Origin of the sequence: Myxococcus sp. AS-1-15, from assembly GCF_020037055.1 — a bacterium.
GTDB classification, from domain to species: Bacteria; Myxococcota; Myxococcia; order Myxococcales; family Myxococcaceae; genus Myxococcus; species Myxococcus fulvus.
The window spans coordinates 14,184-38,742 of sequence record NZ_JAIQDF010000018.1; the positions used below are offsets into that span (position 1 = coordinate 14,184).

Sequence of the window (24,559 nt, forward strand, 5' to 3'; positions counted from 1 at the left end):
GGTGGACATTGGGCGCAACGCGTCAGGAGGGCGACGCTTGACCCAAGGTGCGGGCCCGCCGTTGGATTCGAGGGCTACAACTGCAACGGGGTTTCCATCATGGTTCGTCGTGTACTGGCGTTCGCGGCTTTCGTTTCCATCATTGGCTGTGGCGGAGCAGAGGTTGCGGAGGGCACCGAGACCGGCACCCCTCCCGAGCAGGAGGTGTCCGCGCAGGCTGTCTCCTGTGAGGCCCGTCAGGGCAAGGTCTGCAGCCCGGAGACGGAGATCAGCTGCACCTGGGCCAATGGCACCTGGGGTTATTGTATGTGTCAGGCCATCCCCCACAACCGTTGGGTCTGCCTGACCGACTGAGAAGCCCGGCCGAGCCTGGAGAGAGCGCTGCCCGCGACGCTTGAAATCGAGGTGGCGGGCAGCGTCCAGTCCCCGTCCTCAGAGCAGCTTCGTCACCACCAGCGTGACGGGGCCCGCCACGTCCGTGACTCCCTGTGCCGTGAAACACCCCAACACGTCCGTGTTGAGCAGCGTCAGCGTGCGAATCACCGTCGCGCCCAGGAACCGGCCGCTCACCACCGTCCCGGTGAGCACGATGACGTTCTCCCCCGCCGGCTTCGCGTTCACCACGGTGGTGCCCGACACGACGCTCACCGTGTCATCGCTCCACTTGATGTGGATGGTCGAGGCCGCCTGGCCGAACCCACAGCCGAGGATGCCATCGGCCTCCGTGGTGGCGATGGCGGAGGGAAGATTCAGCGGCAGCCCCGCACACCCGTGAGTGCCGATGGCGGAGATGTGGGTCGGCCTGGCGTCGTTGGTGAGGCCTGGCTCGAATTCGGTGACTTCCGCTCCGACACACGTGAGGGCGACCGTCTCCGCTCGGGCCTCCCTCGTGACGAACAGGGCCAATACCAGGAACAACGCAGATGCGGACTTGAAGAGGCTGGTGGATGTCATGACGACTGCTCCCGTTCGAGGTGACGAAGCCCCACGAAGGTGAGGCCCATGACGGAAGCGTGCGAGTCAACTCACGTTGTCTCTTCACTCCCGTCTATTGAAGCCTACGGAGCAGGCGCAGCGTCTTGCCCATGCGCCCTGAGTCATCGTCCGTTGAAACACGTGACAGTATCTTCATCCGTCACCCCCTGGATGCTGTCCTGGCTCAAAGGTACAGGCCCACATGCCCCGCACTGACACCGTCTGTGCGGCTTGGCGGCAGGACGGCTCGCGCTCGATGAAGTCCCCAGGTACTCGGCGCGAGCTTGTCCTCGATGGAATCATGGAAGCTGGACCGAGGACCCCAAGATCGATAACCCAGGGGAGTGAACCACTCGATGGATGCCTGCCTGGAGATCTGGATACCCGAAGTACACCTGGGCGGGGGTGTCTCCCGGAAGGTTCGAGTTGTCTCTTGGGGAGGCGAGGAGTTCACCGAGGACCTTGGTGGATGGACTTCACCCGCTGGGGTCGAGCTGCTGGAGAGGGAGCCCCCGGCGCACATCGTGCGCTCGCTGCCGGCCGGTTTTGTCACGACGGGGTGGAAGTACCTCCGAGTCGAGGCCGCTGAATGGGAGGCGCTCAAGAGCATGCTGTCCGAGCAGTTGAAGCCAGGCGGGCCTTGGGTGGTCGTCTTCGAACCGCACTGCGACCAGCTCGACCTGGTTGTCGAAGCGGACCTCGAGCAGGTGTTGTGCCTGCTCGGGCAAGGCGTGCGCAGAGAAGAATCGGCGCTGGGGTTCGTGGCCTACTGTCGTCCGGCCGTGTAGCAGCACGCCCGGGCCGCGTGGCTCACGGCGCGTTCAGGGCGAAGCTCCAACTCTTGGCGATGCCCACCAGTGGGTCCTGAGACGAGAGCACCACGCGGTGGAGCCCTGGCGCCGTGGTCGTCACGCGCCGGGTCTTCGTCACCGCGTCGTAGACGACAGGAACGTTCGCGCCCCCGACGTCGAACAGTTGCACGGTCGCTCCGCTGGAGGACACGACGTAGGTCGTCCCTCCTTCCAGCGTGACGGCGAGCTCGTCGAGGTCCGAGCCCAGCTCGAACACGCCCTCCAGGCTCACCGGGAGCGACACTGGCGTGGCGTGGGCCGCGTCGTCGCCATGGTCATCCGTCCCCACCCGTTCCACCCGGAACGTGAAGGCGTAGGGCGCGGAGCGCGAGTCGATGATGAAGGTGACGAGCGTCGACGCCAGCAGGTGCGCCTTCCAGACCCCCTTGCTGGAGGTCATATGCATGCGGAAGGGGAAGGTGCTGCCGGGTGCGCTCGCGCTCAGCGAGCAGTCGGGCGCGCAGGTGACCTGATAGACGCCGTCCGCATCCAACTGGAGCGCGATGGCGTCCAGGTCGGTGGAGCTGTGGATGAGCCCCTCGACGACCTGTCCCACCTCGACGCGGGTGGCGGTCCCGGGCGTGTCGCCGTGGTCATCCGGTCCGAGGTCCTGCAGCTCCACCTGGAAGTCGCTCCACCAGGGAGTCTCCTTCAGGGCACGCGCGAAGACGAAGTAGCGCCCCGTCGAGGTCGCTTCGAGGACGATGCGCCCCCAGGCGGTCTCGGTCAGGACCGTGCCCGCCGCGTCCGTGAGCTGGATGAGGCGCTCGCGCGCGGGGGAGTCGCCGAGGGTGTAGACGTGGCCCTGGGTTGCCTCGAAGGAGAAGACATCCACGTCGTTGGTGCCCTGCAGCCGCGCCGTGACGGGGACTCCCATGGGGAGCGGGGTGGCGCCGAGCATCCCGTTCGCGTGCTCGTCGGGCCCCAGGTCGTCGAGCTGGCATTGCGTGTTGAACACCTTGCTGCCCTTGTAGACGCGCACGTACCAGGTGCTCGCCTCCTGGCTCAGCTGGCCCACCGAGGTGCGCCCCCCGCTGCCCTGCACCTGGGCGCCCGCGCTGTCCCATAAGGTCACCGAGACCTCGGCCTCGCAGGAGAACCGGAAGCCGCGCCCCGGCTCGGTGCGGAAGGAGAAGACGTCGCTGTCCTCCGCGAACTCGAGTGCGACGGGGAACGGCGCGCTCGGCACCGTGATGGGCGTCGCCGTGGCGGGCGTGTCGCCGTGCGCATCCTTGCCCAGGTCCTCCAACCGGTAGGCGTACGTCCCCGCGCCCTCGCGGCCCGTCCCGGAGGATACCGCGATGAACCGGGGCGCCTCCGGCGTGGAGACGAACTCCAGGACCTCACCCTCCGGTGCGCGGTAGGAGCTCACGTGGACCCGCCGCTCCTGCGCATCCAGCACCTCAATGGACACCGCGGTGAGCGTGCCGGGACGCAGGGTGACGCGGAAGCCATGACCCGCCAGCGGGGGCACGGCGAAGACATCCCGGTCCACCTTGTTCCGGAAGACGGGATGGATGTCTGCCTCCTGGAAGTCCGTCGTGGGGGCCAGGAGGGTGGCGGCTTCCACCGTGTCGCCGTGGTCGTCCGAGGGGCGGAAGGCGGCGATGGTGCAGGTGAGCCCGGCGGCTTCCTCGAAGGCGCTACAGCGGCACACGGGGGCTCCGTCCTCGGAGACACAGCGGCCGGCGGTGCACTCCACTTCGGCGCAGACGCGCAGGTCCTCCTCGGCGGAAGGGCCACCACAAGCGCTGAACAGGACGACAGCCACCAGCGTCATCAGACGCGTCACGGATGAGGAGCGAAAGGGAGACACCGGGAGCCCTGGGTTGACGACCGTCGAGCGACCGTAATAACCCGGCGCCCACCCATGCAAAAGCTCTCTCGTCCCACCGCGCGGATGCTGGCCCTGGTGTCACTGCTGGTGTCCTCGATGGCCATCGCGCAGGTGCCCACGGAGGGTAACCCAGACTTTCCGCGCTGGCTGGGGCTCTCCGTGCGTGCGGGCTATCTCATGCCGGGAGGGCAGATGGATGGCTCGCCGGACCCGTTCTATCTGTATGAGGTCTACAAGGGGCTCTTCGCCGCCATCGTGGAGCCCACCGTGCGAATCGGCTCGAACGTCGAGCTCGGCCCCTGGCTCCAGCTCTCCCATGCGCAGATGCGCCTGCGCTGCTCCAGCGACGACATGTGTCCGGGCCGCCACCTGCGCTTCGGGCTCCAGGGGAACTACCACTGGATTCCCTCGGGGCCCTACAACCCCTGGACGGGCGTGGCGCTCGGCTACGAGCGGGCCTCGTTCAACGTGCGAGGAATCGACATCGCCTACTCGGGACCGGACGTGACGCTCCAGGCCGGGTTCGACAGGAACTTCGGTGGGAGCTTCTGGGCGGGGCTCTTCGTCAGCTGCTCGGGCGGGCGCTATGACTCGCTCGAGGTGAAGATGAACGGCCGCACGGGCGACGAGAGCCTCCGCGAGCGCACCGTTCATCTGTGGCTCGGCTTCGGCGTCCGCGTGCGGATGGCCGCGCCCACCCCGACGGCCCATCCCTGAGCGCGGACGCGGCGCGCATCGGCGCGGCGGACGTCCTCACTCCTCCAGGCGGGTGAACTCCATCACCCAGTTGGTCTCCCAGCTGCGGCCTTCGTCTGGCGAGAATGCCTGCTCCCAGCGCGCGGTGTCCTGGCCCAGCCGGGTCCACGTGAAGCGGACGCGGATGGCGCGGCCCTCGAAGGTGTCGTTCGTTTCGAACTGGCCCACGTCGCCCACGAAGCCGCCCAGCACCGGCGGGTCGACGGTGTGGTTGCGATTGTCCACCCAGGAGATGGACCACTGCTTCGTCGCCGGGTTGTAGACCCGGGTCGCCAGGCCCACGAAGCCGGGCCAGAACTCACTGCGATACGTCTCCTGATTGCCGAGCCCGCCGGGCAGCGGATGCTCTTCCGCGGTGGCCTCGAAGGGCAGCCACTCCGTGCAACCCTTCAGTCGTTCCTTGAGCCGACGGTTCTGGACCCGCCAGCGTCCCATGAGGAAGTCGAAGTCCCGCGCCCCGTCGTTCTGTCCCTGCTCACTCATGCCATCGGCTCCGTTCAGGAGGTCGAGGGCCCGGCTCGGGCCCCTGAACGCACACGATGGAGGGGATATAGGGCGAACCGCGTCCTGATTCGGACAGGCGCTGGAATCACTCCTTCGGGGCCGCCTGGGTCTGGGGTCAGAAGGGGATGACGTCGATGACCTCGGTGTGGTCGCCCGGCAGCCGGGGGGCTGCCTGGCCCGCGAGCTCCTTGATGCGCGCCGCGGTGCATGGGCCGCAGCCCAGGGCGTCCTTGAGCTTCTTGCCCCCGGGACCGACTCGCAGGTTCTTGACGGCGTTCCACGCGTTGACGAGGCCGAACTTCCGGGTGCGCACGCTCTCGCCTCGGAGTGCCTTGCAGATCAACTCCAGGTCCGCGTCATCGAACTCGGTGAGGTCACGGGCGGTGTCGTCGTTCGCGCGGTTGGCGTAGAACACCCTGCGCTGTCGGGAGAAGGTGGGCCGGGTGTTCAGCGTCTGCATGAGGGCGCTGCCCGCCGTGAGGTCTCCGGGGCCGGGCACGCAGTCGGAGATGAACAGCGGAGCGTCGGTGAACCCCTGGAAGACGGGGTCGATGAGGGTCATCCGGAGGTCGAGCTGACTGGGATTGGGCGGGGGCTCGAGCACGAAGCCGTTGCGATGCCTGCCGCGCACCTTCTTCATGAACCCGCAGTTGGTGGGGACCTCCGTCGGCATCCATTCCGGGTCCACGAGCGAGTGGTCCGCGCCCGTCGCGATGATGGCGCCGAGCGAATGCGCCACCACCTGGACGGTCGTCCCCGAATGCGCCCCCCGCGCCTGGATGATGGCGTTGCGCAGACAGTCCGCCGTCTCCATGGGGTGACGGTTGTCCGGGTAGAAGAAGTCGTAGACCTGCGCATCGGGCGGGAAGTGATTGATGGCCGGGTCCATCACCTCGGGGCCGGCCCCGATGCCGTGCACGGAGATGTAGGGCACCTTGCTCGGGTCGATGGGGCCTCGGGGCCGGAGCTCGCAGATGCCGCAGCGCGCGCGCATCCGAGCACGCTCCGCGCCATTCGTCCGGTCCGCCGCCGTGGTCGGCGTGGGGTTCAGGACGGGAGTCGGAGCAGGGGAGGGCGGGGATGTGGAGAAGGCTTGCATCGCCGGCGCTTCCGTCAGGGCGGCCCCCGCATCCGTCCCAGCATCCGTGCCTGCGTCCACGCGAGGCACGGTCCCCGCGTCGCGCCCGCCGTCCGGACCCGCGTCTGAACCACCACCCCCGCCACCTCCATCCGTCCCCGCATCCACGCCCGCGTCCACCCCCGCGTCGTCTTCGCAGGTGGGCGTCTCGGTGAAGTCCTGCTCGGGAGGAGGGCAGCCCGCGTCTCCGGCGTCACCCGCGTCACCCGCGTCGGCGCCTCCATCGCACTCGTCGCAGGACTCGGGCTCTTCGTCATCCGTCGTCATCCCTTCGCGCCACGGCGCCGTGCTCCCGGTGTCCTCGTCCTGCGTGGAGCAGGACGACATGCTGGCGGTCAGCACGAGCATCACCAGGAGGAGCGACCCGGCAGCGAGAGGACTGGCGGTCGGAAGGCGGGGTGGCTGGGAATTCCGCATGGGGCGATTCCATACCACCACCCCACGTCTGGCCTGAAGAGACCTCATGTTGTCTTTCGGGTGCGCCGACCCTGACTTTCCAGCGAAACCGCTGGGGCCGCGAGGACGCCTGTCTGCCTTGAGGCTGCTGCAGGCGTCCCCGTCGTGGCGGCTACTGGAAGGCCTGGGTGTCATCGGTCCCCGGAGAAAGAAGTCGCTCCATGGGAAGCTCCACGCCTTCGCGCGCCAGGTAGGTGACGGTGACGATTCTGTCGTCGGTCGAGTCCTCACCGCGCACCGTCACGAAGGCCGCGTTCCACACCTGTCGCTTCGGATCCATGAACGCCGCCTGCACGAAGGTGAGGGATTGCTCGCTGTCTCCATGTTCCGTCTCGATGCGGCACAGGCTGCCCCTGCATTCGACGGACCTGAGCTGCGAGGGGTCTGGCAGCGCGGCCCTCACGCCGTCCTTCGCGTGCTGCTCGGCGCTCCGAGCCCAGGCGGGGTCGAAAGGCTCATCTCCGAAGTAGGCCTCGAGGCGCTGTCTCAGCTGCGCCGTGGACACGGGCGAAGGGGGTGGCGTCACCGCGGAATCGCGTGGCGGAGAAGCAGGCTCGGGGGCCGTGGGCCCGGGGGCCAGGGGCGGAGGGACGGCGGCCTCGACGCGCGCCTCGCGCAGGCGGATGGGCGGCGTGGGCTCGGGAGCAGGGGCCGGCTCCTGTCGTTGGGCCGCGAGCGGCTCCGACGTGGAGGCGCGCTGAAGGAGCTCGTCCCTCTCGTGTCGCTGGTAGACGAACAGCACGGTGGCGCACGCGCAGGCGAGCGCGCCGCCCGTCAAGAGTTGCCGGGGCTTCATGGTCATGACCTCGGAGGATTGAGCCGCCGCCACCTGGACGGCGGATGGCGGCGGCTCGAGGCGACTACTGGAACCAGCTCACGCTGTTCACGCGTCCGCCGGGGCTGAGCGTGCACGCGACGTTCAGGGTGCCGCCGGAAGGCGCGTACACCGGGCCGAGCGAGATGTTCTGGTTGGTGCCGAAGCTCGGGAGGTAGGTGACGGGCACCGAGTACATGCCCGTCGCATCGCTGGTGAGGCCGAAGAACCGGCAGCCGACGTTGTTGGCGGTGGTCGCGCCATAGGCGTTCACGACGAGCCGGTAGTTACCGGAGCTGTCGACCGTGGTCGGGAAGAACAGGGTGACGGCCCGGGTGCAGTTGTTGGTCTGCGTGGTCCAGGACTCGCCCATGCAGGCGCCGTCCACCTGGAGCTGCGGCTTGCCGTGCCACCCGGCCACGGAGCGGGCGTTGGCGGTGCCGGCGACGCTGGCGAGCGCCAGCGCGGATGCAACGAGGGTCTTCATGTGATGGGTCATGGGTTCCGCTTTCTGGGAGTGGAGATGCTTCGAGGCACGTGAGTGTGTTTGCCGGAGCCGGCCTCTCGGCTCGGCGGCATGAGCGTGGGTGTGTGGAGTTGAGGCGTCCGTCGTGACGCCGTCTCCATGCATCCGCGTCGGGTGCGAGGGATTGCAGCCCGCGTGCCTGGCCGGATGCCGCGGTCTCCAGGGGCCTCTCCCTCTGGTCCCACGCGACCGTCGGCCTGTCGGGCACGGCCCAGGCACAGCACCGAGCGGTGCCGGGCACACCGTGCCCGGATGGCCGGGGCCGTGCGCCTGGGGCGACCGCCATGGGCTATCCTGTTGCCAGGGGGAACACGTGGACGATGACCGGGAGGATGTTCCGGAGGCGGCGCAGCCCACCGCGGAGCGCAGCATCGCGCCGGGGGCAGGGGAGACCGGGCTCCAGGGGGACTCCTCCGTGGGCCACTACACGTTGCTGGCGCTGCTCGGCCGCGGTGGCATGGGCGAGGTCCACAAGGCCTGGGACCGGCGGCTGGGCCGCACCGTCGCGCTGAAGTTCGTGCGAGGCGCCGACCCGGACCGGGTGATGCGCTTCCTCCAGGAGGCCCGGGCGCAGGCGCGAATCGACCATCCGAACGTGTGCGCGGTGTACGAAGTCGGCCACGCGGAGGGCCGCGACTACATCGCCATGCAGCTCATCGAGGGCCCACGGCTCGACCAGGTCGCCGGAGGGCTGTCGCTCCCGGAGAAGGTCCAGGTGATGCGAGAGGTCGCCGCCGCGATGCATGAGGCGCACCGGCTGGGCGTCATCCACCGCGACCTCAAGCCGGCCAACATCCTGGTGCGACGGCGGGAGGACGGGAGCTGTGTCCCGGTGGTGATGGACTTCGGCCTGGCGCACGAGTCCGGCCTCGAGCAGGGCCTCACCCGGTCCGGCGCGGTGATGGGGACCCCCGGGTACATGTCACCGGAGCAGGCCCGTGGAGAGACGCGGGCGGTCGACCGGCGCTCGGATGTCTATGGCCTGGGCGCCACCCTCCATGAGCTGCTGTCCGGCGCGCCTCCGTTCTCGGACACGACGCTCGTCGGCACCCTCAACAAGGTGCTCCACGAGGAGGCGCCGCCCCTGCGCACGCTCGTGCCGCACCTGCCCGGTGACCTGGAGGTCATCGTCCTCAAGTGCCTGAGCAAGGACCCCGAGCAGCGCTACCCCTCGGCCCGCGCCCTCGCCGAGGACCTGGGGCGCTACATCGACGGAGAGCCCATCCTCGGGCAACGTCCGGGCCTGCTCTCCCGACTCTGGCGCCGCGCGCGCAAGCACCGGGCCCTGGTGGCGGTCTCCGCCGTGTCGCTCGCGAGCATCCTCCTCCTGGCGGTCCTGGGCGTCACCTCCCGCCTGGAGGCGCGTCATGCCCGACTGCAATCGGAGGGGCGTGCGCGGATGGCCGAGCAGCTGGGCCAGCAGGTGAAGGACATCGAGTGGTTCCTGCGCATGGCCTACACGGTTCCCCTGCACGACACCGGTCGGGAGCAGCAGCTCGTGCGCGAGCGCATGGCGCGCATCGCGGCCTGGCGGCACACGCTGGGGGAGCCTGGGGACGCGCTCGTCCAGTACGCGCTGGGGCGGGGCCACCTCGCGCTGCACGAGCTGGAGCAGGCCCACGAAGCGCTGACGCAGGCGAGACAGAAGGGGTTGGACTCGCCGGAGCTTCATCATGCGCTGGGCCGGGTCCTCGGTGAGCGCTACCACCAGGCGATGGAGGAAGCGCGGCGCGGTGGAGACCCGACGTGGGTCGCGGCGCGGCAGCGTGCCGTCGAAGAGCAGTACCTCCAGCCCGCGCTCCAATCGCTCGAGCACAGCCGGGTGCTGGAGCTGGAGTCCCCCCGGTATCTGGAGGGCCTGATTGCCTTCTATCGCCGTGACTACGACGCGGCGTCGCGGGCCGCGCTGCTCGCCGAGGCCGAGGCTCCGTGGTTGTACGAGGCCCGGAAGCTCGCGGGAGACGTGGCGCATGCGCGGGCGATGGAGCAGCTGGAGCGGGGCGAATACGACAAGGCGCGCTCGGGGCTCCACGAGGCCCGTCGCCTCCATGAGCGCGCCGTGGAGCTGGGACGCAGCGACGCGCGGAGCTACGAGGCGCTGGCGGAGGTGGGGTTGCAGGAGGCGGAGCTGGACCGGCGCCAGGGCCAGTCTCCCCACGCGTCGCTGGAGAAGGCGCTGGCCGCGGCGGAGCAGGGCCTCCTGGCCGCGCCGTCTCGCGGTGCCGCCTACACCCGCAAGGCCTTCATCCTCCTCAATCGCTACCGCGCCGCGAATCCCGGAGGCGAGGGGCCGGACCCGAAACGAATCCTCACCGACTGCCTTGAGACCGCGGCGCGCGCGGTGGCGCTGTCTCCTCGGGACATCCAGGCACATGACATCCTGGGGGTCGGCCATTTCTTCCAAGGGCTCCAGGCCTCCTGGGAGGGACGAGACCCCGAGCCCGCCTGGGACGAGGCCATCTCCCGCCTGGGCCGGGCCCTGGAGCTCCAGCCCCAATACCCCTGGGGGCTCAATGACTTGTCGCTGGTGCATCGTTGGCGAGGCAATCGCCAGCGTGAGCGCGGAGAGGACCCGTCCGCCGCCTATGCCGAGGCGGAGCGCCTGCTGCGTCTGGCCGTGAGGTACGACCCGAGATACGTGTTCGGGTACTCGAACCTGGCGGAGCTGTACAACGCGATGGCGGCGCAGGGCCTCTCGCGGGGGCTGGACCCGGAGCCCGAGGTGCGCAAGGCCCTCGCGGCGGGAGAGGCCGCGCTCGCCATCAACGGCAACTTCCACTCCGCGCTGAACAAGCTGGGGCTCTCGGAGCTGCTTCGCGCGGAGTACCTCGTCGCCTCGGGGGCGGATGCGCGGGCGCCGCTGGAGCGTGCTTCCCGCTGGTTCGAGCGCTCGCTCGCCATCAATCCGACCCTCGGGCGGACCCACTTCTCCCTGGCCATGGGGCACCTGCTCTCGGCGACCCAGGCCGTGGGAGAAGACAGGGACCCCGATGCCGCGCTCCAGGCGGGCCAGCGAGCCCTGGCGGCCGCGTCGCGCGGGGATGCGAGCTGCGCCGACTGCCAGGTGCTGCGCGCGCGGCTGGCGCTCGTGGAGGCCACCTGGGCGCGACGCAACGGGGGCTCCGGACTCCAGCACCTCCAGCGCGCCCGCGCCGAAGCGCGCAAGGCGGTGGACATCCAGCCCTACAACGACTCCCACCAGGAGCTGGCGAGGGCCTGCCTGCGTCTGGCGGAGGCCGTGTCACCCCGCGAGGCCCCTGGCTTCATCTCCGAGGGGCTCGCGCAGGTGGACCTGTCGCTCACGCTGGACTCGAAGCTGGCCTCGGCCCACGCCGTCCGCGGAGGGCTGCTGTTGCTCCAGGCACGGCTGGCACGCTCGGAGGCGGAGCGCGCCGAGCCGCTGCGTCGGGCCCGTGAGTCACTGGTGAAGGCCCTCACCCTCAATCCACTGCTCCGACGGGAGCACGCGGCCGCGCTCCGCGAGGCGGGGCTCAGTCCGGCGCCGGGGTGAGCTTGCCCGTGGCGAGCTTTCCCGCCGGGGTCCACGTGGGGGGCCTGGGGCATGGTGGTATCCCGTGCAGGCCTTCGGGCAGGGGCATGTCGGGGACCCGGCGATTCTCCGCGTTGAGGCAGACCGCGCCCCGGGGACTCCAGAGGGCCTCCAGCGTGCGCAGCTCCTCGACGTGGTTGTTCGCACTCCTCCCCAGGCCGAACTCGTCGCGCCTGGCGATGCGCGTGCCGTTCCGGGTGTAGCTCGCGAGGTCTCCGCGGCCGACGAAGTACGCGGCGCGCTTGGCCTGCAGGCACGAGCCGAAGACATGGCCGCGCAGCACGTCGTAGCCGCCCGTGTCGGGGCTCCAGGGGGCGTAGCCCCAGTCGAGGCAGGTGACGATGGCGCCCGACTCACAGCCGATGGTGGTCCACGCGGGGACGGGCTCGACGGCCGCGTTCACGCTGTTGATGCGCAGCCCCTGCAGGAACGAAGTGGGGTCCCTGTCGGGGGCGGTGATGCCCCTCGGCGCGCAGTGATTCAGCCAGGGCAGTCCGGTCCCGTATTCCCGATAGAGGACGTCGTACGCGTGGACCCGGGCCGACGCATCCGCGCGGGGTGTCACGGCCAGCTCGAGGATGACGGCTCTCCTGGGCCCGCCGCCGTCGTCGGCTGGGAGCAGCATCACGAGCTTCAGCTGGTGGAGCTCCTCGCCCCTCAGGGAGCGGACCCCGGTGGCGCTGTCCAGGCAGGGGCTTGACTGGGAGCAGTAGTTCACCGTGAGCTGGGTGCCCGTGGCCTGGATGCTGTGAATCCGGACGCCCTCGCCGCCGCCGGGAGCCTGCGGGTTCTGAATGAGCCCGCTCACGGTGTGGGCGCCGAGCCTGTCCCCTCGCCGGGTGGGGTCTCGGCCCATCAATCGGACAGAGGGGTGGGGGAAGCTGGCCGAGGCCGGAACGTTCTCGAAGGCTTCGGGACAGAAGCGTGGACTGCCATCCACCACGAAGCAGTAGTTTCCGCCCTCGATGATGTAGATGCCCAGTCCGTTCGTCTCGGGAGGTTGGCAGTTGGGTTGTCCCGTCGGACATTCCCAGGGAGTCAGGGGCTGGGCTCTCCCTCCGAGCTCACAGGTCTCCACGCTACAGTCCCGCACGGGCAGGCTTTCGTTGGGGTCGGGCTCTCCGGGAGGCGGCGTGGGTTTCACGCAGGACTTGCTCCCGGGAAACAATGCACAGCAGCCGCTGACCCCAGGGGCCAGGAACAACATCAAGAGACACAGCAGCCGCGACCGCGCGCGCGAGTCGGACACGGAGGGGCGGGGGGCTTGCTTCAGGGGCATGTCCATTCCATCCAGGCGTATGGCTTGTTTGGCGAATCCCACGCCATGAGACGGCGAGGACCCCGAATTCTTGAGGCCTCCCTGTCCGCCCCGGAAGGTCAACGGTGGTGCCACCTGAAGTGTGCCGTGACACAGGCATAGGATGGCCGTCATGGAAACGGAACAGGAGCGGTCGACGCTGCGCGCGAGCCGCGGGGGCGCTGGTGGGGGCACGGACGCAGAGGCGCGTGTCCCGGGCCTGATGCGCCTCTTTGGTGGGGGCAGGGCCATGGCCGTGGCGCTGCGCCTGAAAGAGGGCGCGCTGGAGCTGGGGCGAGGCGTCGCCGCGCTGGGAGAGGTCCAGGACGCGAAGATGTCGCGGCGCCATGCCCAGGTCCGCTTCGATGGGCAGCGCTTCTGGGTGACGGACCTGGGGAGTCAGAACGGCACATTCGTGGATGGAGCGGCCATTCCCAAGGGGACTGCCCATGAGGCCCGGCGCGTGGTGCGCATGGGAGACTCGCTGTTCGTTCCCAGCCTGGACTTGCGGCCGCTCGAGGCGCACGGGGTCGAAGTCGTGGAGCAGTTCGTGCGAGGGCCCGCGATGCAAGGCCTGCTCAGGGAGGTCGCCCAGGCCAGCCTCGGCCATTCCCTGTACATCCATGGAGAGAGTGGCACCGGCAAGGAGGGGGTGGCGCGCGCCTTCCATTCCCTCTCCTCCCGGAGGAGTGGCCCCTTCATCGCCGTCAATTGTGCGGCCATCCCCGAGAGTCTCGCGGAGCGGTTGCTGTTCGGTGCTCGGAAGGGGGCGTACTCGGGGGCCGACGTGGATGCACAGGGCTATCTCCAGTCCGCGGATGGCGGCACCCTGTTCCTCGATGAGGTGGTGGAACTGGACCTGGCGGTGCAGGCGAAGCTCCTGCGAGTGCTGGAGAACCGGGAGGTGACTGCGCTGGGCGCGTCCAAGGCGCAGCGGGTCGACCTGCACGTCTGCTGCGCGAGCAACAAGGCGCTGCGCGCGCAGGTGGCGAACGGACGGTTGCGGGAGGACCTGTACTTCCGCATCGGCCGACCGGACGTCACCCTGCCGCCGCTGCGCCAGCGCCCCGAGGAGATTCCCCTGTTGCTCGAACGAGGACTGTCACCCGGGAGGCGCCTGCACGTCTCGCTGGTCGAGGAGTGTCTGCGCAGGCCCTGGCCCGGCAACATCCGGGAGCTGATGTCCGAGCTGGGCGTCGCCGAACATGCGGCGCAGCGGAAAGGCGCATCGCGGGTCGAGGGCGGTCATCTCAAGCCCGACGCCGGAGTGGCCTTCGGGCAGGCCTTGTCACAGCCCGCCGAAGCGCCACGCGCACCGCCTCGGAAAGGCCCCTCGAAGGCGAAGCCTCTGCCCGCCGACGAGCGCACCCGCATCGAACACGCCTTGCGCCAGCACGGAGGCAACGTGACCGCCACGGCGGGCGCGCTCGGGATGCACCGCACCCAGCTCCGGAGGTTGCTCGACCGCCAGGAAATCGCCGTTCCCGACGCGGACGCGCAGGAGTGAATCGAAGACGCTGTCGTCAGGAGGAAGACCATGAGCACCGCTCGTGCCGTCATCCCGCTGTCCATGCTTCACCGGGGGCGCCCGGGCCATGCGCGGCGAGGACTCTGGACGGCGCACGCTGCTCGTTGCGGGGATGGCGGACCCCGACATCCACAAGGAGCACGACGAGCTGTTCTTCCTGTCCGGCACCGGCAACGGGTGGCAGCTCCCCATCCATGAGACGCGCGACCTGACGCACCTCCACCCGCACCGCCTGCCTGCCCCTGGGCTGCAACCGGAACATCCGTATCGACGCGGCCACGTTCAATGACACGTCGGGCCGCTGGTTCTTCGATGTCTGGTTCGACCGGGACGGCTCGGTGATTGGCCCGTGCCTCTCCGTGGCCACCCTGGGACAGGCCAACAAGGTCGTCTTCGACGGGGTGTGTCGCAACGCCGGAGACCGCGTGGTGACCCAGGGGGACATGGCCGCCTTCCGTCTCTTCTATTCAAACCTTCATCGGCGCCCGGCGAGCGCACCCGGCCGTTGCGCACCATCGGGGGGCGGGAGTGAGGGCCCTGTCCGCCGGTTGGAACAGCACGCTGGCCTCGAATCCCTCCGTCACCGCTCCCCCCGCACCGGGCCGTGATTCGACATCCATGACGCGACGTGTCACTGTCCTCGCGGAGGTGATGAATGGCAAGTGTCGGCAAGGTCGACGTGGCGCTCGGTGTGCTCAATGGCGTGCTGGGGGATTATCTCCACCGTCAGAACAACGCGCTCGCGACGCCCATGGGGCTCTATCACCAGGGCCTTCCGCTCCCCGTCGAGCGCGAGGCCTTGCGCGCCGCGCATCCGACCTCCACGGGGCGCGTGGCCTTGTGGGTCCACGGGCTCGCCGTGACCGAGGCCGTCTGGGCCTTTCCCTCCGAGCCCACCACGGACTACGGCACCCTCCTGGAGCGTGACGCGGGCTTCACTCCGCTCTACCTCCGCTACAACACGGGCCTGCACATCTCCGACAACGGAGAGACCCTCGCGCACCTGTTGCAGCGCCTGGTCGCCGAGTTCCCCGTCCCCATCACCGAGCTCGTCCTCGTCGGCTACAGCATGGGCGGCCTCGTGCTGCGCAGCGCCTGCCACCTCGCCGACGAGGCGGGTCTGCCCTGGCTCTGCCTCGTGAGACGCTCCTGCTCCATCGGCGTGCCCCACTTCGGCAGCCCCCTGGAGCGCATGGGCACCGTCGTCGCCCAGGTGCTCCGCGCCGTGCCCAACCCCTACACGCGCCTCGTCGCCGACGTCGTCGACCTGCGCAGCAGCGGCGTGAAGGACCTGGGCGTCGCTCGACTCCGCCGACAGGACTGGGAAGACACCTCGACGCCATGCACGCCCCTGCGGCCTCCGCAGGGCATCGCCCACCACCTCATCGTCGGCGCGCTCGGGCAGGAGGGGCGGTGGGTCTCCGCCCTGTTCGGTGACGGCGTCGTCTCGCTGGCGAGCGCCTCGGGTCGTACCGGGCCTCGGGATTCGAGCCCGCTGTTTCCTGCGCAGAACGTCCAGGTGGTCGCGGGTATCGACCACGTCACGCTCGCCCACCACGCGTCGGTCTACGAACGGCTGCGCGCGTCGCTCACGATGGAGGCCTCATGAATCGCCTGCGTGGAGTGAAGGACCTGGTCCGGGACGCGGTGGAGCAGGGCGCCACGGCGGTGGAGCGCATCCACCGCTCCACCGCCGCGAAGCCCTTCCAGGTGTTGCGGTTCATCCCCGCGCTCGACGCCCCCCTGGGTGTCCTGCAGTCCCTCCAGGACACGACCCTGGCCGGTACGTATGGGATGGTCCGCTGGGTCAACCGCGCCGTCGACGGGACGCTGGACGTCGCGCTGGACCTCGTCGAGCACCACCAGCGCTCCCGGACGAACGAGGCTCAGCAGGCCTTGCGCGACAGCGCCCGAGTCCCGTGAATCAGTCGAGGGAGGACGAGGGCTCCGTGAGCAGGGTGAGCGCCCGTTGACCGGCGGAGAGGTACTCTGGTCGCCGCTGCGTCTGCCCGAAGGCGAGGTCCGCCACCGCGCGGCAAGCGGCGAACCATCGTGCTCGCGCGAGGACGGTGGGGCTCACCGCGCCATACGTCTCCATCGCGGAGGCGAGCATGGGCGCGCCGCCCCAGTGGAGCAGCCCGGCGAGGTCCCTCGCGGGGTCTCCCATGCACGCATCGCTCCAGTCGATGACGCCAGTGAGGGCACCCCGGGCATCCACCAGGACATGCTCGGCCGCGAAGTCTCCATGGAGCAGCCGGGGCGCGCCGCGTCCCTCCGTGGGGCGCTCCAGGAATCGCCGCTCCCACGCCGTGGCCTCCTGGGCTCCGACATGGCCGTGTTCGACGGCGACATGCAGCTCCTCCACGGCGGCCGCCGACCAGGCTTCGAGCTCCGGGTCGTCGTCCTCCGGGACCTCGAGCCGCATGGCCTCGGCCGGCCCGAGCGCATGGAGCGCCCCCAGGAAGGCCCCCAGCTCACGTCCGAACCTGGACAGTCCGAGCCGACCCGCGTCGACGAGCAACGCGGGTCTTCCGGGCAGCTTCTCGTAGCCCCCGAGGCCCGGTGTGAGGCCCTCGGCCGGGCCATCGAGGAATCGATAGAGGGGGACCGGCAGGGGCAGCCGGGGCGCCAGCCACGCCGTCAGGCGCGCCTCCCAGGCCAGGTGTGAGGCGGCTTCGTCGCTCTTGGGGAAACGGAAGACGAAGCGTCCATCCACCTCGAAGGCCTGATGGTCCAGGCCCTCGCCCAGGTGGATGACCCGCGCCGTCGCGAGCGAGGGGAACCCCTCGTGGATGCGCGCGGCGGCCTCCGCCTCCGTGAGGGCTGGAGCCGCACCCACCTGACCCGTGTAACCGGGATATTTCCGCTGCGTATCACCCATGAACCCACCCACCCCGGGAGCGGACCATGGGACTTTCGCTGTCGTCCATCAGCAATCCGATCAGCAACGCCTACAACGCCACGAAGGATGCCGTGACGGAGACGGTCGACAACGTCGTCGACGCGGGCGAGGAGGCGCTCGACACGGCGACGTCCCAGGCCACCGAGGTCTACGAGGGCGTCAGCAGCTTCGTCGAGTCCGCGCCATCCCCTTCCGTCCTGCTCGACCCCTTCGCCACGGCGCGCGACCGGATTGTCGAGACCGCCGAGCAGGGCATCGACTTCGCCCAGGACGTCGGGCGCAGGGTGATTGACGCGGTGGAGGACCAGGTCGACTTCCTCGCCATCGAGAAGCAGCTCGACGACCTGGGCCCGGGGGACAGCTACCAGCTTCGCGCGAGCCTCGATGGCTCGGTGTATGGCATCGGCGGGCGGCTCGAGGGCACGCAGACCCTCACCAAGAACGAGGACGGCTCGTTCACGCTCGCCGTCGCGGGTGAGGCGGGGGCGGGGCTGATGGGGAGCCTCCAGCAGAAGGGGAGCGAGGTCACCGGTGGCGCCTTCTCGAACACCGGTGGCACCGTCGAGTTCACCTTCGACAGCGCCGAGGAGGCGGCGGACGCGGCCCGGACCTTCCTGGGCCCCGTCGCCGGCGGCGTCTCGGGGTTGCTCGATGGGGGCATCGACGGGGCCCTCGACGGGGCGACGCCGGACTACGGCGCGCTGCTCGACAACGTCTCCGCGCTCGAGCTCAACCCGAACTCGTCCACCGAGCTCGCCGCCAGCCTGAGCGGCGGCAAGCAGGCCTCGCTCGGAGGCGGCGTGAACCAGGAGTATGGCGCGAAGGTGCGCCTCGAGTTCGGCGACGGCGCGCCCCGGGTGGTGCTCAGCCAGTACACCAACATCTCCGCCGAGGTGGCCGGCGGCATCCCCGGCCTGAAGGGGGAGCTCGGCGGGGACGTCAAGCTGGAGGTGCAGGAGAGCTTCGAGCTCCCCGACGACCTCAGCGTCAGCGACGTGATGAGCAACCCGGGCAGCCTCGTGAAGGACCTCGCGTCGACGGCGGTGAGCACGGGGGAGGTCTCCGTCTCGCTCACCGCGGACGTGAAGGCGCAGGGGAATGTGCCCATCGCGGGCACGCTCGGCGGCCAGGCCGAGGCCCGGCTCGCGTTCTCCGGTGGTGTGGACGAGGTCTTCGGCTCGGGCGGCATCGAGTCGCTCCTCCAGGGCCGCTTCGGCAAGGCCTTCAACCAGTTCGCCGGGGTGACCCAGCTCGAGGCGAGCCTCACGCCGTACGAGACCGACGTCACCGAGTTCTCCCAGGGCTTCGGCCGGGGGCTGGGCTCCCTCAGCGGCGGCTTCTCCGCGACGACCACCGACCGCAAGGACCCCGCCTTCGAGTACTCGGGCTCGGTGGCGGACGTGCGCGACCAGCTCCGCGACCAGGTCAACCGCTTCCGCCTCCAGGCGCGCTACGCGTAATCCCTCTCCGCCACGGAGGGCCCTCCTCGCCACGGGCCACGAGCGCCCTGGCGAGGAAGGGCGGGCGCGTCAGTACACGAAGATGAGCCGGCCTTCGGAGTAGACGCAGTACAGCTCGCCGGTGGTATCGCCGGCGCAGCAGGTCTGGGCCTCGCCCTCGTTGAAGCAACGCTTGTTCACGAGCGAGCTGCACGCGGGATGGCCCGAGCACGCCAACTGGGAGAGCGCCGAGTCCTGGCTGCTCTCGGGCACGGCCTCGGGCTCGCTGACCGGACCGCCACAGCCCAGCAGGGAGAGGCTGAACAACACCGCTGTCACAACAAGAGACTGCTTCATGAGGTGCCTCGTCGGGTGAGTGGGACGAAGCCAGCCTAATCCAAGGCGAGCCCGCCTCGATGGGCACCGCACCGCATCTCATGAAGGGGAGGGTGCGACGAGACCTCGAAGCCGCCTCGTTCAACATGTGACGCCGATACCAGGGTAACTCCGGTGTGGATGAATCCGACTTCAAGTGAAGCGACTTCGTCCAGGCCGGATCGGGCGTCTGGACGAAAGTGACGGATTCGAATCGGCTGAGGATGTCAGTCGTGCTTGAGCGCGATGATGGGGTCCACGCGCGAGGCCCGGAGTGCTGGCAGCCACGTCGCCACCAGCCCTACCGTCAGCAGCACCAGCGGCGCGGCGATGAACGACAGCGGGTCCAGGGCGCTGACGCCATGGATGAAGCCAGACACCAGCCGCGTCAGTGCCAGCGCGCCCGCGCACCCCAGCACCACGCCGCCCGCCACCGAGCCCAGGCCCTGCCGGAGCACCAGTCGCACCACCTGGCCCCGCGTGGCGCCCAGCGCCAGGCGCACGCCCAGCTCCCGCGTGCGCTGACCCACCAGATAGGACAGCACGCCGTAGATGCCCACCGCGGCCAGCAGGAGCGCCAGCGCCGCCATCATCGCCAGCAGCACCATGTTGAAGCGCTCGGAGCCGAGGGAGCGCGCGACGTGGTCCTCCAGCTTCAGCGTCTCCATCACCGGCTGCTGCGCGTCCACCGCCCACACCTCGCGCTGGACGGCCGCGACCACCTCCGCGTGGCCCCCTGGAGCGCGCACCAGCAGGTTGCGCGGAATCATCCGCACGAGCAGGGAGGCGATGCCCTGGGACATCTGTCCGGGCGCCACGTACATCACCGGAGGCGGCTCGTCGTTCAGGCCATCCTCGCGCACGTCCCGCACCACGCCCACCACCACGCGAGGCACCTCGTCCCGGAGGCTGGGCACCGAGTGCGCCACGCGGATGCGCTGGCCCAAAGGGTCCTCGCCCGGCCAGAACCGGCGCGCCGCCGTCTCGTTGATGACCACCACCGGCTCGGAGCCCGCCACGTCCGACTCCGTCAGGAGCCGCCCGCGCACCAGCCCGATGCGCAGCGCCTGGAAGTAGCCCGGTGTCACCGGGCGGTACTGTCCCCAGCCCGCGCCCGGGCCGTTGTCATCACCCGTGTATCTGCCCTCGATGGAGAACGACATGCTGGGGCCCGCGCCCATGGGCAGCGCGGAGGTGGAGCCGACCCCCTCCACGCCGGGCAGCGCCCGCACGCGCTCCTCCACCTGCGCCTCGAAGCGCTCCAGGGCCTGCAACGTGCCGTAGCGCGCCTCCGGCAGCGACATCCGCAGTACGTGGACTCCGCGCGGGTCGAAGCCCGGCTGGACGTTGCGCAGCGCGAAGAACCCCCGGATGAGCAGCGCCGCGCCCACGAGCAACATCACCGCCAGCGCCACCTGGCCCACCACGAGCAGCGCGCGCGTGCGCCCGCCCGTGGGGCCCAGGCTCGTGCGCTGGGCCCCTTCGCGCAGCGCGGTCTCCAGGTCCGTGCGCGACGCCTGCCACGCGGGCAGCAGCCCGAACAACAGGCCCGTGAGCAGCGACGCGCCCAGCGTGAAGCCCAGCACCGTGCCGTCGATGCCCACCTGCGCGCCGTCACCGGTCAGCAGGGGGGACGTGTCGGGCGCCAGTGACAGGAGCCCGGGCAGCGCCGCCGAGGCCAGCAGCACCCCGAGCCCGCCGCCCAGCACGGAGAGCAGCAGGCTCTCGGTGAGCATCTGCCGCGCGAGCCGCCCCGGGGCCGCGCCCAGCGCCGCGCGCACGACCCACTCGCGGTTGCGCGAGGCCGCTCGCGCGAGCTGGAGGTTGGCCAGGTTCACGCATGCGATGAGCAACACCAGCCCCACGGCGCCCAGCAGCACCCAGAGCGCCAGTCGCAGGTCGCCCGCGAGGAACGTCCTGAGCTCCACCGGGACGTAGTCCTGGCCCTCGTCGAGCAGGCCTGGGCTCTGCGTGCGCACGCGTCCACCCAGCGTCCGCAGCATGGCCGTCGCGCCGTCGAGGGGGATGCCCGGGCGCAGCCGTCCGGTCACGAAGAGGAAGTTGACGTCGGCGTGGTCGGTGAGGTCGAGCTGGAGTGGCGTCCACAGGAGTGCGCCCCGGGGATGGGCGAACGTGGCGGGGGCCACGCCCACCACCGTGTAGGGCTCGTCGTTGAGGACGATGGAGCGGCCCACCACATCCGGTGCGCCACCGAAGCGCCGCTGCCACAGCCCCTCGCTGAGGACGACCACGCGGGGGCCGCCCACCACGTCCTCCTCCGGAAGGAAGCCGCGTCCCAGCGTGGGCCTCGTGCCGAAGGTCTCGAAGAAGCTCCCGGTCACCCGGGCGCCCGGCAGCCGCTCCGGCAGACCGTCACCCACGACGCTGAAGCCCGAGAGCAGCTGCTCGTGGGCCGAGACGCGCGAGAAGGGTGAGCCCTCCGCGGTCATCCACGAGTAGGCCGCGATGGACTGTGACGCCGAGCGCCCATGGTCCTTGTTGATGCGCACCACCTGCATCAGCTTGTCGGGCTCGGGGTAGGGCAGCGGTCTCAACAGCACGCCGTTGACCACGCTGAAGAGCGCGGTGTTCGCCCCGATGGCGAGGGCCAGTGTCAGGAGCGAGACGAGCGTGAAGCCCCGGCTCTTGAGCAAGAGCCGGACGGCGAAGCGGACATCCTCGAGCAGCGCGGGCACGGGGGAACCTCGGGGGCGAGTGCCGTCCTACGGCGCCGCGCGCGGGCGATTGCACGCGCGGGCTCGCCCAGGACTCCGGGTCTCAGCGCCGCTGGAGTCCCGGTGCGTGCCCAGCGGGACACCGGGGATTCCCTGGCGGGCGACCTCAGCGTCCGCCGAACAACCCTCCGAGACCTCCCAGCCCGCCGCCGGAGGCGCCGCCACCGGTGAGCAGGGGGAGGACGGAGAGGACCTTGCCGACGAGCGCGGGGTCCAGGCGCGACTTGAGGAAGTCAAGCAGCAGCGGCGCCACGAGGGTGGCCTTGCTCGCGTCCAGGTTGAAGCGGCCGAGCAGCGAGACGACGGCGGCCACCTCCGCGCCCTGCGCCGCGGCGCCGCCCAGCGCGCCCAGCAGCCCTCCCGCGCCGCCGCCCTGTCCGCCCATGAGTCCGCCGAGCGCACCCATGAGCCCGCCACCTTCCGGCTCGGCGGCGGGCGCGGCCTTCTGCCACGTGTCCATCTCCGGGATGGCCTGGCCCAGCTGGTCCGCGGTGTCCGCGCCGAGCTTCTCCTTCACCGTGCCCTGCACCAGCTTCAGCAGGCCGCCCGCCAGTCCCTGCGCCTGCGTGCCGTCGACTCCGAGCTGCTGGGAGAGCTGTCCGATGAGGTCCATGTCATGTCCCTTCGTGTCCGCGAGGAGCCCCGCTTCGTAGCCGACCTGGGGCCGCGCGTGTAGTGGCCTCGGTTGTTCGCGCAGGACGTCCGACGAGGACGCGCGCGCGTCCGGGGTGAACGCGGACCTCGGGGACCCGGGGCGCCACGGAGTGTTCGCTCCCTCGCATCTGGCGACGTCAGGTGTTGCGGCATGGCACCTGCAATGCATTTTCGGAAAGTCGCCCGCTGTGGCACCGCGAGACATCGCGTCGTGCCGCTCGGGATTGGCGCAGGCCCCCCTCGTGCCTGCCCTGCGCCAGGGGCGACACGAAGCTCCCGCATCAACCTCATGCGCGAAGTCCTCGGGATGGAGCCGATACATGTCTTGTGCAAGTTGTGGGAAGCCTCTGGCTGGAGCCTCGAGCGCGCAACCTGTGTTCTGCGCCACCTGCACGGAGGGGCTGAACAAAGCACGCGTCCCTCTCGGATGGGCCGCGAGTGAATGCAACCGGTTCAAAGGCAAGGTGTTGGTGAGCGTGGCGATGCTCACCGGGTTGCACAAGAAGTCAGCTGCCCAGTCGGCCGCCGGCTCGGGCTCCGCCCCGACGTCCAAGGCGCGCAAGAAGGCTGTCGGGAAGAGTCCCAAGGAGGCGGCAGCAGCAGCAGCGGAGCCCTGCGCGCCGAGCAAGTTGACGGCGCTCCAGCAGAAGAAGATGGATGAGCCGTATAGAAACCTGGACATCCCGCACCTGGACCTCTTGGTCCGCTCAGCGAATCAAAATGGCCTCGGTGACCTGATCAACGGCCTGCAGACCTGCAGGATGCTCATGGTGGGCACGAAGTGGACGGTCGCCATCGACTCCAACCACCCGGACCTCGCCACGATGCTGTCGAGCTTCGCCGGGGTCGAGAAGGGCGCTCTTGAAGACGAGTACCACGAGGTCGCCTTGGAGACTCCCGGCATGGTCGGCACGAAGGACCGGCTGGTTGTCACGGAGTATGGCTACCGCACGGCGAAGGAGCTGAACGAGTACACGCGCAGCTCGGGGCTGCGTGAACACGAAATCGGTATCATGAGCAACCTGGCGCTGAGGCAGCCGCTCGCGCTGAGCAAGCTGGACCTGTCCCAGCCACACCTGCGAGAGGTGCTCCCGAAGCATGGCCAGGAGTGGCGGTTCTTCTTTGGTTATGGTGCCGGCCAGAAGGAGAGGGCTCGCTACGACCTCCTCCTGGATAGAGTCATCTTCGACCCGAGCATCACCCAGGCCATCGTGCTCCCCGTCAACCATCACACCGTGGGGGAGGACAGCAAGAAGAGTCGGCTTGGAATCACGTATCTTGAGCGATACCTCGAGCAACGGAAGGGCCCCTTGGCCCAGCTCAAGAGGGGCAAGGCCGTTGAGTTCGACACGCTGACCGTCGAGACCCTGAGTCTGGGCAACAGGGTGTTCAAGGTCGTGGCCATGAAGCCCAAGCAGGTGATTGCCTACTCTGACATGCAGCAGCTATGGCGCGCCGCGGACAGGTCTTTCACCATCGCGGAAGGAGATCAGTCCTTCAGTGAGGCCATCTCGGCCGGCATTCCCATGGCCTATCAGCTTTGGCGCACGAAGGGGACTGCGCACAAGCAGGCGTTGTACGACAGCTTCGTCAAGCAGGCAGGGAACATCGCCGAGTTCATCGTCCGGTGCGCGAACTACCCCGAGAATGAATTGAACCCTGGCGAGCTGGCGAAGATCATCGAGGACTGTAACAGCAAGCAATTCCTGGCGCAGTACTCCGAGTTCGCGGCGGGGCTTGCGGAGACATACGACATCGCGCCTCGCCTCCGGGGATTCGTCAAACGATACTGGGTACGGATGAACCGCCACGCACTGGCCCAGGAGTTCCCTGTCTTCGGGGAGAAGTTCGCGGGCATCAGCGCGCTGGAGGCCGCCGGCCGTTTCGACGAAGCCTATGCGAAGACTCTCGATATGCTTGGGAGTTGTGGAGTTCACATCGGCCCATTCAATGCTCGGCGGAAAAAGTTCGGGAGGCAAGGGGCTATCAAGGCAGGGATAGGAGAAAGCCTCGAGCGCCAGGCCATGCCACGCGAAGTGTTTGCGTTGATCTACCAATACGATGATTCGGATTTTTCGGAGGGTCAGCCCTCCGCTCCTGCCGCGGGGGCGACAGGTGCGTCGACAGCGACGGCGGCGGCAGGCACCGCGCCCGTGGGAGCCTCCGCCGCCGCTGCCGCGGGCGTGGCTCCGGCTGCTCCGAAGCCACCTACCTTGTGAGCG

At 69.5% G+C, this 24,559-nt stretch carries 21 protein-coding genes; 10 read left to right on the plus strand and 11 right to left on the minus strand.

What is annotated here, in order from left to right; all coding sequences use genetic code 11:
• Positions 1–99: 99 nt before the first annotated feature.
• On the plus strand, positions 100–354 hold the full coding sequence (locus K8625_RS36005; RefSeq protein ID WP_223785221.1) for a hypothetical protein: 255 nt from the start codon (positions 100–102) through the stop codon (positions 352–354).
• 78 nt (positions 355–432) lie between these two features.
• Here K8625_RS36005 and K8625_RS36010 read toward each other — a convergent pair whose 3' ends face one another.
• A complete protein-coding gene (locus K8625_RS36010; protein ID WP_223748816.1) occupies positions 433–954 on the minus strand; it encodes a hypothetical protein in 522 nt (173 codons plus the stop codon).
• 377 nt (positions 955–1,331) lie between these two features.
• On the opposite strand from K8625_RS36010, the gene K8625_RS36015 reads away from it, so the two are divergent.
• Positions 1,332–1,763 carry a hypothetical protein gene (locus K8625_RS36015; protein WP_223785222.1) on the plus strand — a complete coding sequence of 144 codons (432 nt, stop codon included), beginning with the start codon at positions 1,332–1,334 and terminating at the stop codon, positions 1,761–1,763.
• A 22-nt stretch (positions 1,764–1,785) separates the two neighbouring features.
• Here K8625_RS36015 and K8625_RS36020 read toward each other — a convergent pair whose 3' ends face one another.
• Positions 1,786–3,606 carry a hypothetical protein gene (locus K8625_RS36020; RefSeq protein ID WP_223785223.1) on the minus strand — a complete coding sequence of 607 codons (1,821 nt, stop codon included), beginning with the start codon at positions 3,604–3,606 and terminating at the stop codon, positions 1,786–1,788.
• Positions 3,607–3,696: 90 nt separating this feature from the next.
• Here K8625_RS36020 and K8625_RS36025 point away from each other — a divergent pair, with 90 nt between their 5' ends.
• A complete protein-coding gene (locus K8625_RS36025) occupies positions 3,697–4,380 on the plus strand; it encodes a hypothetical protein (protein WP_223785224.1) in 684 nt (227 codons plus the stop codon).
• Between the two features lie 36 nt (positions 4,381–4,416).
• On the opposite strand, the gene K8625_RS36030 is transcribed toward K8625_RS36025, so the two are convergent.
• From K8625_RS36030 to K8625_RS36045, 4 genes are all read right to left on the minus strand, one after another.
• On the minus strand, positions 4,417–4,902 hold the full coding sequence (locus tag K8625_RS36030) for a hypothetical protein (RefSeq protein ID WP_194869141.1): 486 nt from the start codon (positions 4,900–4,902) through the stop codon (positions 4,417–4,419).
• A gap of 136 nt (positions 4,903–5,038) precedes the next feature.
• Positions 5,039–6,403, minus strand: coding sequence for a triacylglycerol lipase (locus K8625_RS36035; RefSeq protein ID WP_223785225.1), 1,365 nt, complete (start codon positions 6,401–6,403; stop codon positions 5,039–5,041).
• Between the two features lie 226 nt (positions 6,404–6,629).
• Positions 6,630–7,313, minus strand: a complete 684-nt coding sequence (locus K8625_RS36040; RefSeq protein WP_223785226.1) for a hypothetical protein — start codon at positions 7,311–7,313, stop codon at positions 6,630–6,632.
• A gap of 64 nt (positions 7,314–7,377) precedes the next feature.
• Positions 7,378–7,818, minus strand: coding sequence for a hypothetical protein (locus K8625_RS36045; protein WP_223748822.1), 441 nt, complete (start codon positions 7,816–7,818; stop codon positions 7,378–7,380).
• 352 nt (positions 7,819–8,170) lie between these two features.
• On the opposite strand from K8625_RS36045, the gene K8625_RS36050 reads away from it, so the two are divergent.
• Positions 8,171–11,368, plus strand: a complete 3,198-nt coding sequence (locus K8625_RS36050) for a serine/threonine-protein kinase (protein WP_223785227.1) — start codon at positions 8,171–8,173, stop codon at positions 11,366–11,368.
• Here K8625_RS36050 and K8625_RS36055 read toward each other — a convergent pair.
• Positions 11,349–12,215, minus strand: coding sequence for an ADYC domain-containing protein (locus tag K8625_RS36055; RefSeq protein WP_223785228.1), 867 nt, complete (start codon positions 12,213–12,215; stop codon positions 11,349–11,351). The genes K8625_RS36050 and K8625_RS36055 overlap by 20 nt on opposite strands.
• Before the next feature lie 622 nt (positions 12,216–12,837).
• Between K8625_RS36055 and K8625_RS36060 the strand changes: the two genes are divergently transcribed.
• The 4 genes from K8625_RS36060 to K8625_RS36075 all read left to right on the plus strand — a co-directional run bounded on the left by K8625_RS36060 (position 12,838) and on the right by K8625_RS36075 (position 16,155).
• The gene (locus tag K8625_RS36060; RefSeq protein ID WP_223785229.1) at positions 12,838–14,211 is read left to right on the plus strand and encodes a sigma 54-interacting transcriptional regulator; all 1,374 of its coding nucleotides are present in this window, start codon (positions 12,838–12,840) and stop codon (positions 14,209–14,211) included.
• A gap of 88 nt (positions 14,212–14,299) precedes the next feature.
• On the plus strand, positions 14,300–14,521 hold the full coding sequence (locus K8625_RS36065; protein WP_223748826.1) for a hypothetical protein: 222 nt from the start codon (positions 14,300–14,302) through the stop codon (positions 14,519–14,521).
• A gap of 366 nt (positions 14,522–14,887) precedes the next feature.
• Positions 14,888–15,841, plus strand: coding sequence for a triacylglycerol lipase (locus tag K8625_RS36070; protein WP_223785230.1), 954 nt, complete (start codon positions 14,888–14,890; stop codon positions 15,839–15,841).
• The gene (locus tag K8625_RS36075; protein ID WP_223785231.1) at positions 15,838–16,155 is read left to right on the plus strand and encodes a hypothetical protein; all 318 of its coding nucleotides are present in this window, start codon (positions 15,838–15,840) and stop codon (positions 16,153–16,155) included. Before K8625_RS36070 ends, K8625_RS36075 begins: the two co-directional genes overlap by 4 nt.
• Position 16,156: 1 nt before the next feature.
• Here K8625_RS36075 and K8625_RS36080 read toward each other — a convergent pair whose 3' ends face one another.
• Positions 16,157–17,113, minus strand: a complete 957-nt coding sequence (locus tag K8625_RS36080) for a phosphotransferase family protein (protein ID WP_223785232.1) — start codon at positions 17,111–17,113, stop codon at positions 16,157–16,159.
• Positions 17,114–17,139: 26 nt separating this feature from the next.
• Here K8625_RS36080 and K8625_RS36085 point away from each other — a divergent pair, with 26 nt between their 5' ends.
• Positions 17,140–18,594, plus strand: coding sequence for a hypothetical protein (locus K8625_RS36085; protein ID WP_223785233.1), 1,455 nt, complete (start codon positions 17,140–17,142; stop codon positions 18,592–18,594).
• 69 nt (positions 18,595–18,663) lie between these two features.
• Here the strand turns inward: K8625_RS36085 and K8625_RS36090 are convergent, their stop codons facing one another.
• The 3 genes from K8625_RS36090 to K8625_RS36100 all read right to left on the minus strand — a co-directional run bounded on the left by K8625_RS36090 (position 18,664) and on the right by K8625_RS36100 (position 22,296).
• A complete protein-coding gene (locus K8625_RS36090; RefSeq protein ID WP_223748831.1) occupies positions 18,664–18,930 on the minus strand; it encodes a hypothetical protein in 267 nt (88 codons plus the stop codon).
• A gap of 245 nt (positions 18,931–19,175) precedes the next feature.
• Entirely contained in the window at positions 19,176–21,644 is a 2,469-nt protein-coding gene (locus K8625_RS36095) for an ABC transporter permease (protein WP_223785234.1), read from the minus strand.
• 145 nt (positions 21,645–21,789) lie between these two features.
• Positions 21,790–22,296, minus strand: a complete 507-nt coding sequence (locus K8625_RS36100; RefSeq protein ID WP_255666223.1) for a DUF2780 domain-containing protein — start codon at positions 22,294–22,296, stop codon at positions 21,790–21,792.
• A 517-nt stretch (positions 22,297–22,813) separates the two neighbouring features.
• On the opposite strand from K8625_RS36100, the gene K8625_RS36105 reads away from it, so the two are divergent.
• A complete protein-coding gene (locus K8625_RS36105; protein WP_223785236.1) occupies positions 22,814–24,556 on the plus strand; it encodes a hypothetical protein in 1,743 nt (580 codons plus the stop codon).
• Positions 24,557–24,559 lie beyond the last annotated feature (3 nt).

What these genes read in the sequence shown, in the direction of transcription:
- K8625_RS36005 (WP_223785221.1), top strand. Translation starts at nt 100, where the DNA reads ATGGTTCGTCGTGTACTGGCGTTCGCGGCTTTCGTTTCCATCATTGGC.
- K8625_RS36010 (WP_223748816.1), bottom strand. Translation starts at nt 954, where the DNA reads ATGACATCCACCAGCCTCTTCAAGTCCGCATCTGCGTTGTTCCTGGTA.
- K8625_RS36015 (WP_223785222.1), top strand. Translation starts at nt 1,332, where the DNA reads ATGGATGCCTGCCTGGAGATCTGGATACCCGAAGTACACCTGGGCGGG.
- K8625_RS36020 (WP_223785223.1), bottom strand. Translation starts at nt 3,606, where the DNA reads ATGACGCTGGTGGCTGTCGTCCTGTTCAGCGCTTGTGGTGGCCCTTCC.
- K8625_RS36025 (WP_223785224.1), top strand. Translation starts at nt 3,697, where the DNA reads ATGCAAAAGCTCTCTCGTCCCACCGCGCGGATGCTGGCCCTGGTGTCA.
- K8625_RS36030 (WP_194869141.1), bottom strand. Translation starts at nt 4,902, where the DNA reads ATGAGTGAGCAGGGACAGAACGACGGGGCGCGGGACTTCGACTTCCTC.
- K8625_RS36040 (WP_223785226.1), bottom strand. Translation starts at nt 7,313, where the DNA reads ATGAAGCCCCGGCAACTCTTGACGGGCGGCGCGCTCGCCTGCGCGTGC.
- K8625_RS36045 (WP_223748822.1), bottom strand. Translation starts at nt 7,818, where the DNA reads ATGAAGACCCTCGTTGCATCCGCGCTGGCGCTCGCCAGCGTCGCCGGC.
- K8625_RS36060 (WP_223785229.1), top strand. Translation starts at nt 12,838, where the DNA reads ATGGAAACGGAACAGGAGCGGTCGACGCTGCGCGCGAGCCGCGGGGGC.
- K8625_RS36065 (WP_223748826.1), top strand. Translation starts at nt 14,300, where the DNA reads ATGCGCGGCGAGGACTCTGGACGGCGCACGCTGCTCGTTGCGGGGATG.
- K8625_RS36070 (WP_223785230.1), top strand. Translation starts at nt 14,888, where the DNA reads ATGGCAAGTGTCGGCAAGGTCGACGTGGCGCTCGGTGTGCTCAATGGC.
- K8625_RS36075 (WP_223785231.1), top strand. Translation starts at nt 15,838, where the DNA reads ATGAATCGCCTGCGTGGAGTGAAGGACCTGGTCCGGGACGCGGTGGAG.
- K8625_RS36080 (WP_223785232.1), bottom strand. Translation starts at nt 17,113, where the DNA reads ATGGGTGATACGCAGCGGAAATATCCCGGTTACACGGGTCAGGTGGGT.
- K8625_RS36085 (WP_223785233.1), top strand. Translation starts at nt 17,140, where the DNA reads ATGGGACTTTCGCTGTCGTCCATCAGCAATCCGATCAGCAACGCCTAC.
- K8625_RS36090 (WP_223748831.1), bottom strand. Translation starts at nt 18,930, where the DNA reads ATGAAGCAGTCTCTTGTTGTGACAGCGGTGTTGTTCAGCCTCTCCCTG.
- K8625_RS36100 (WP_255666223.1), bottom strand. Translation starts at nt 22,296, where the DNA reads ATGGACCTCATCGGACAGCTCTCCCAGCAGCTCGGAGTCGACGGCACG.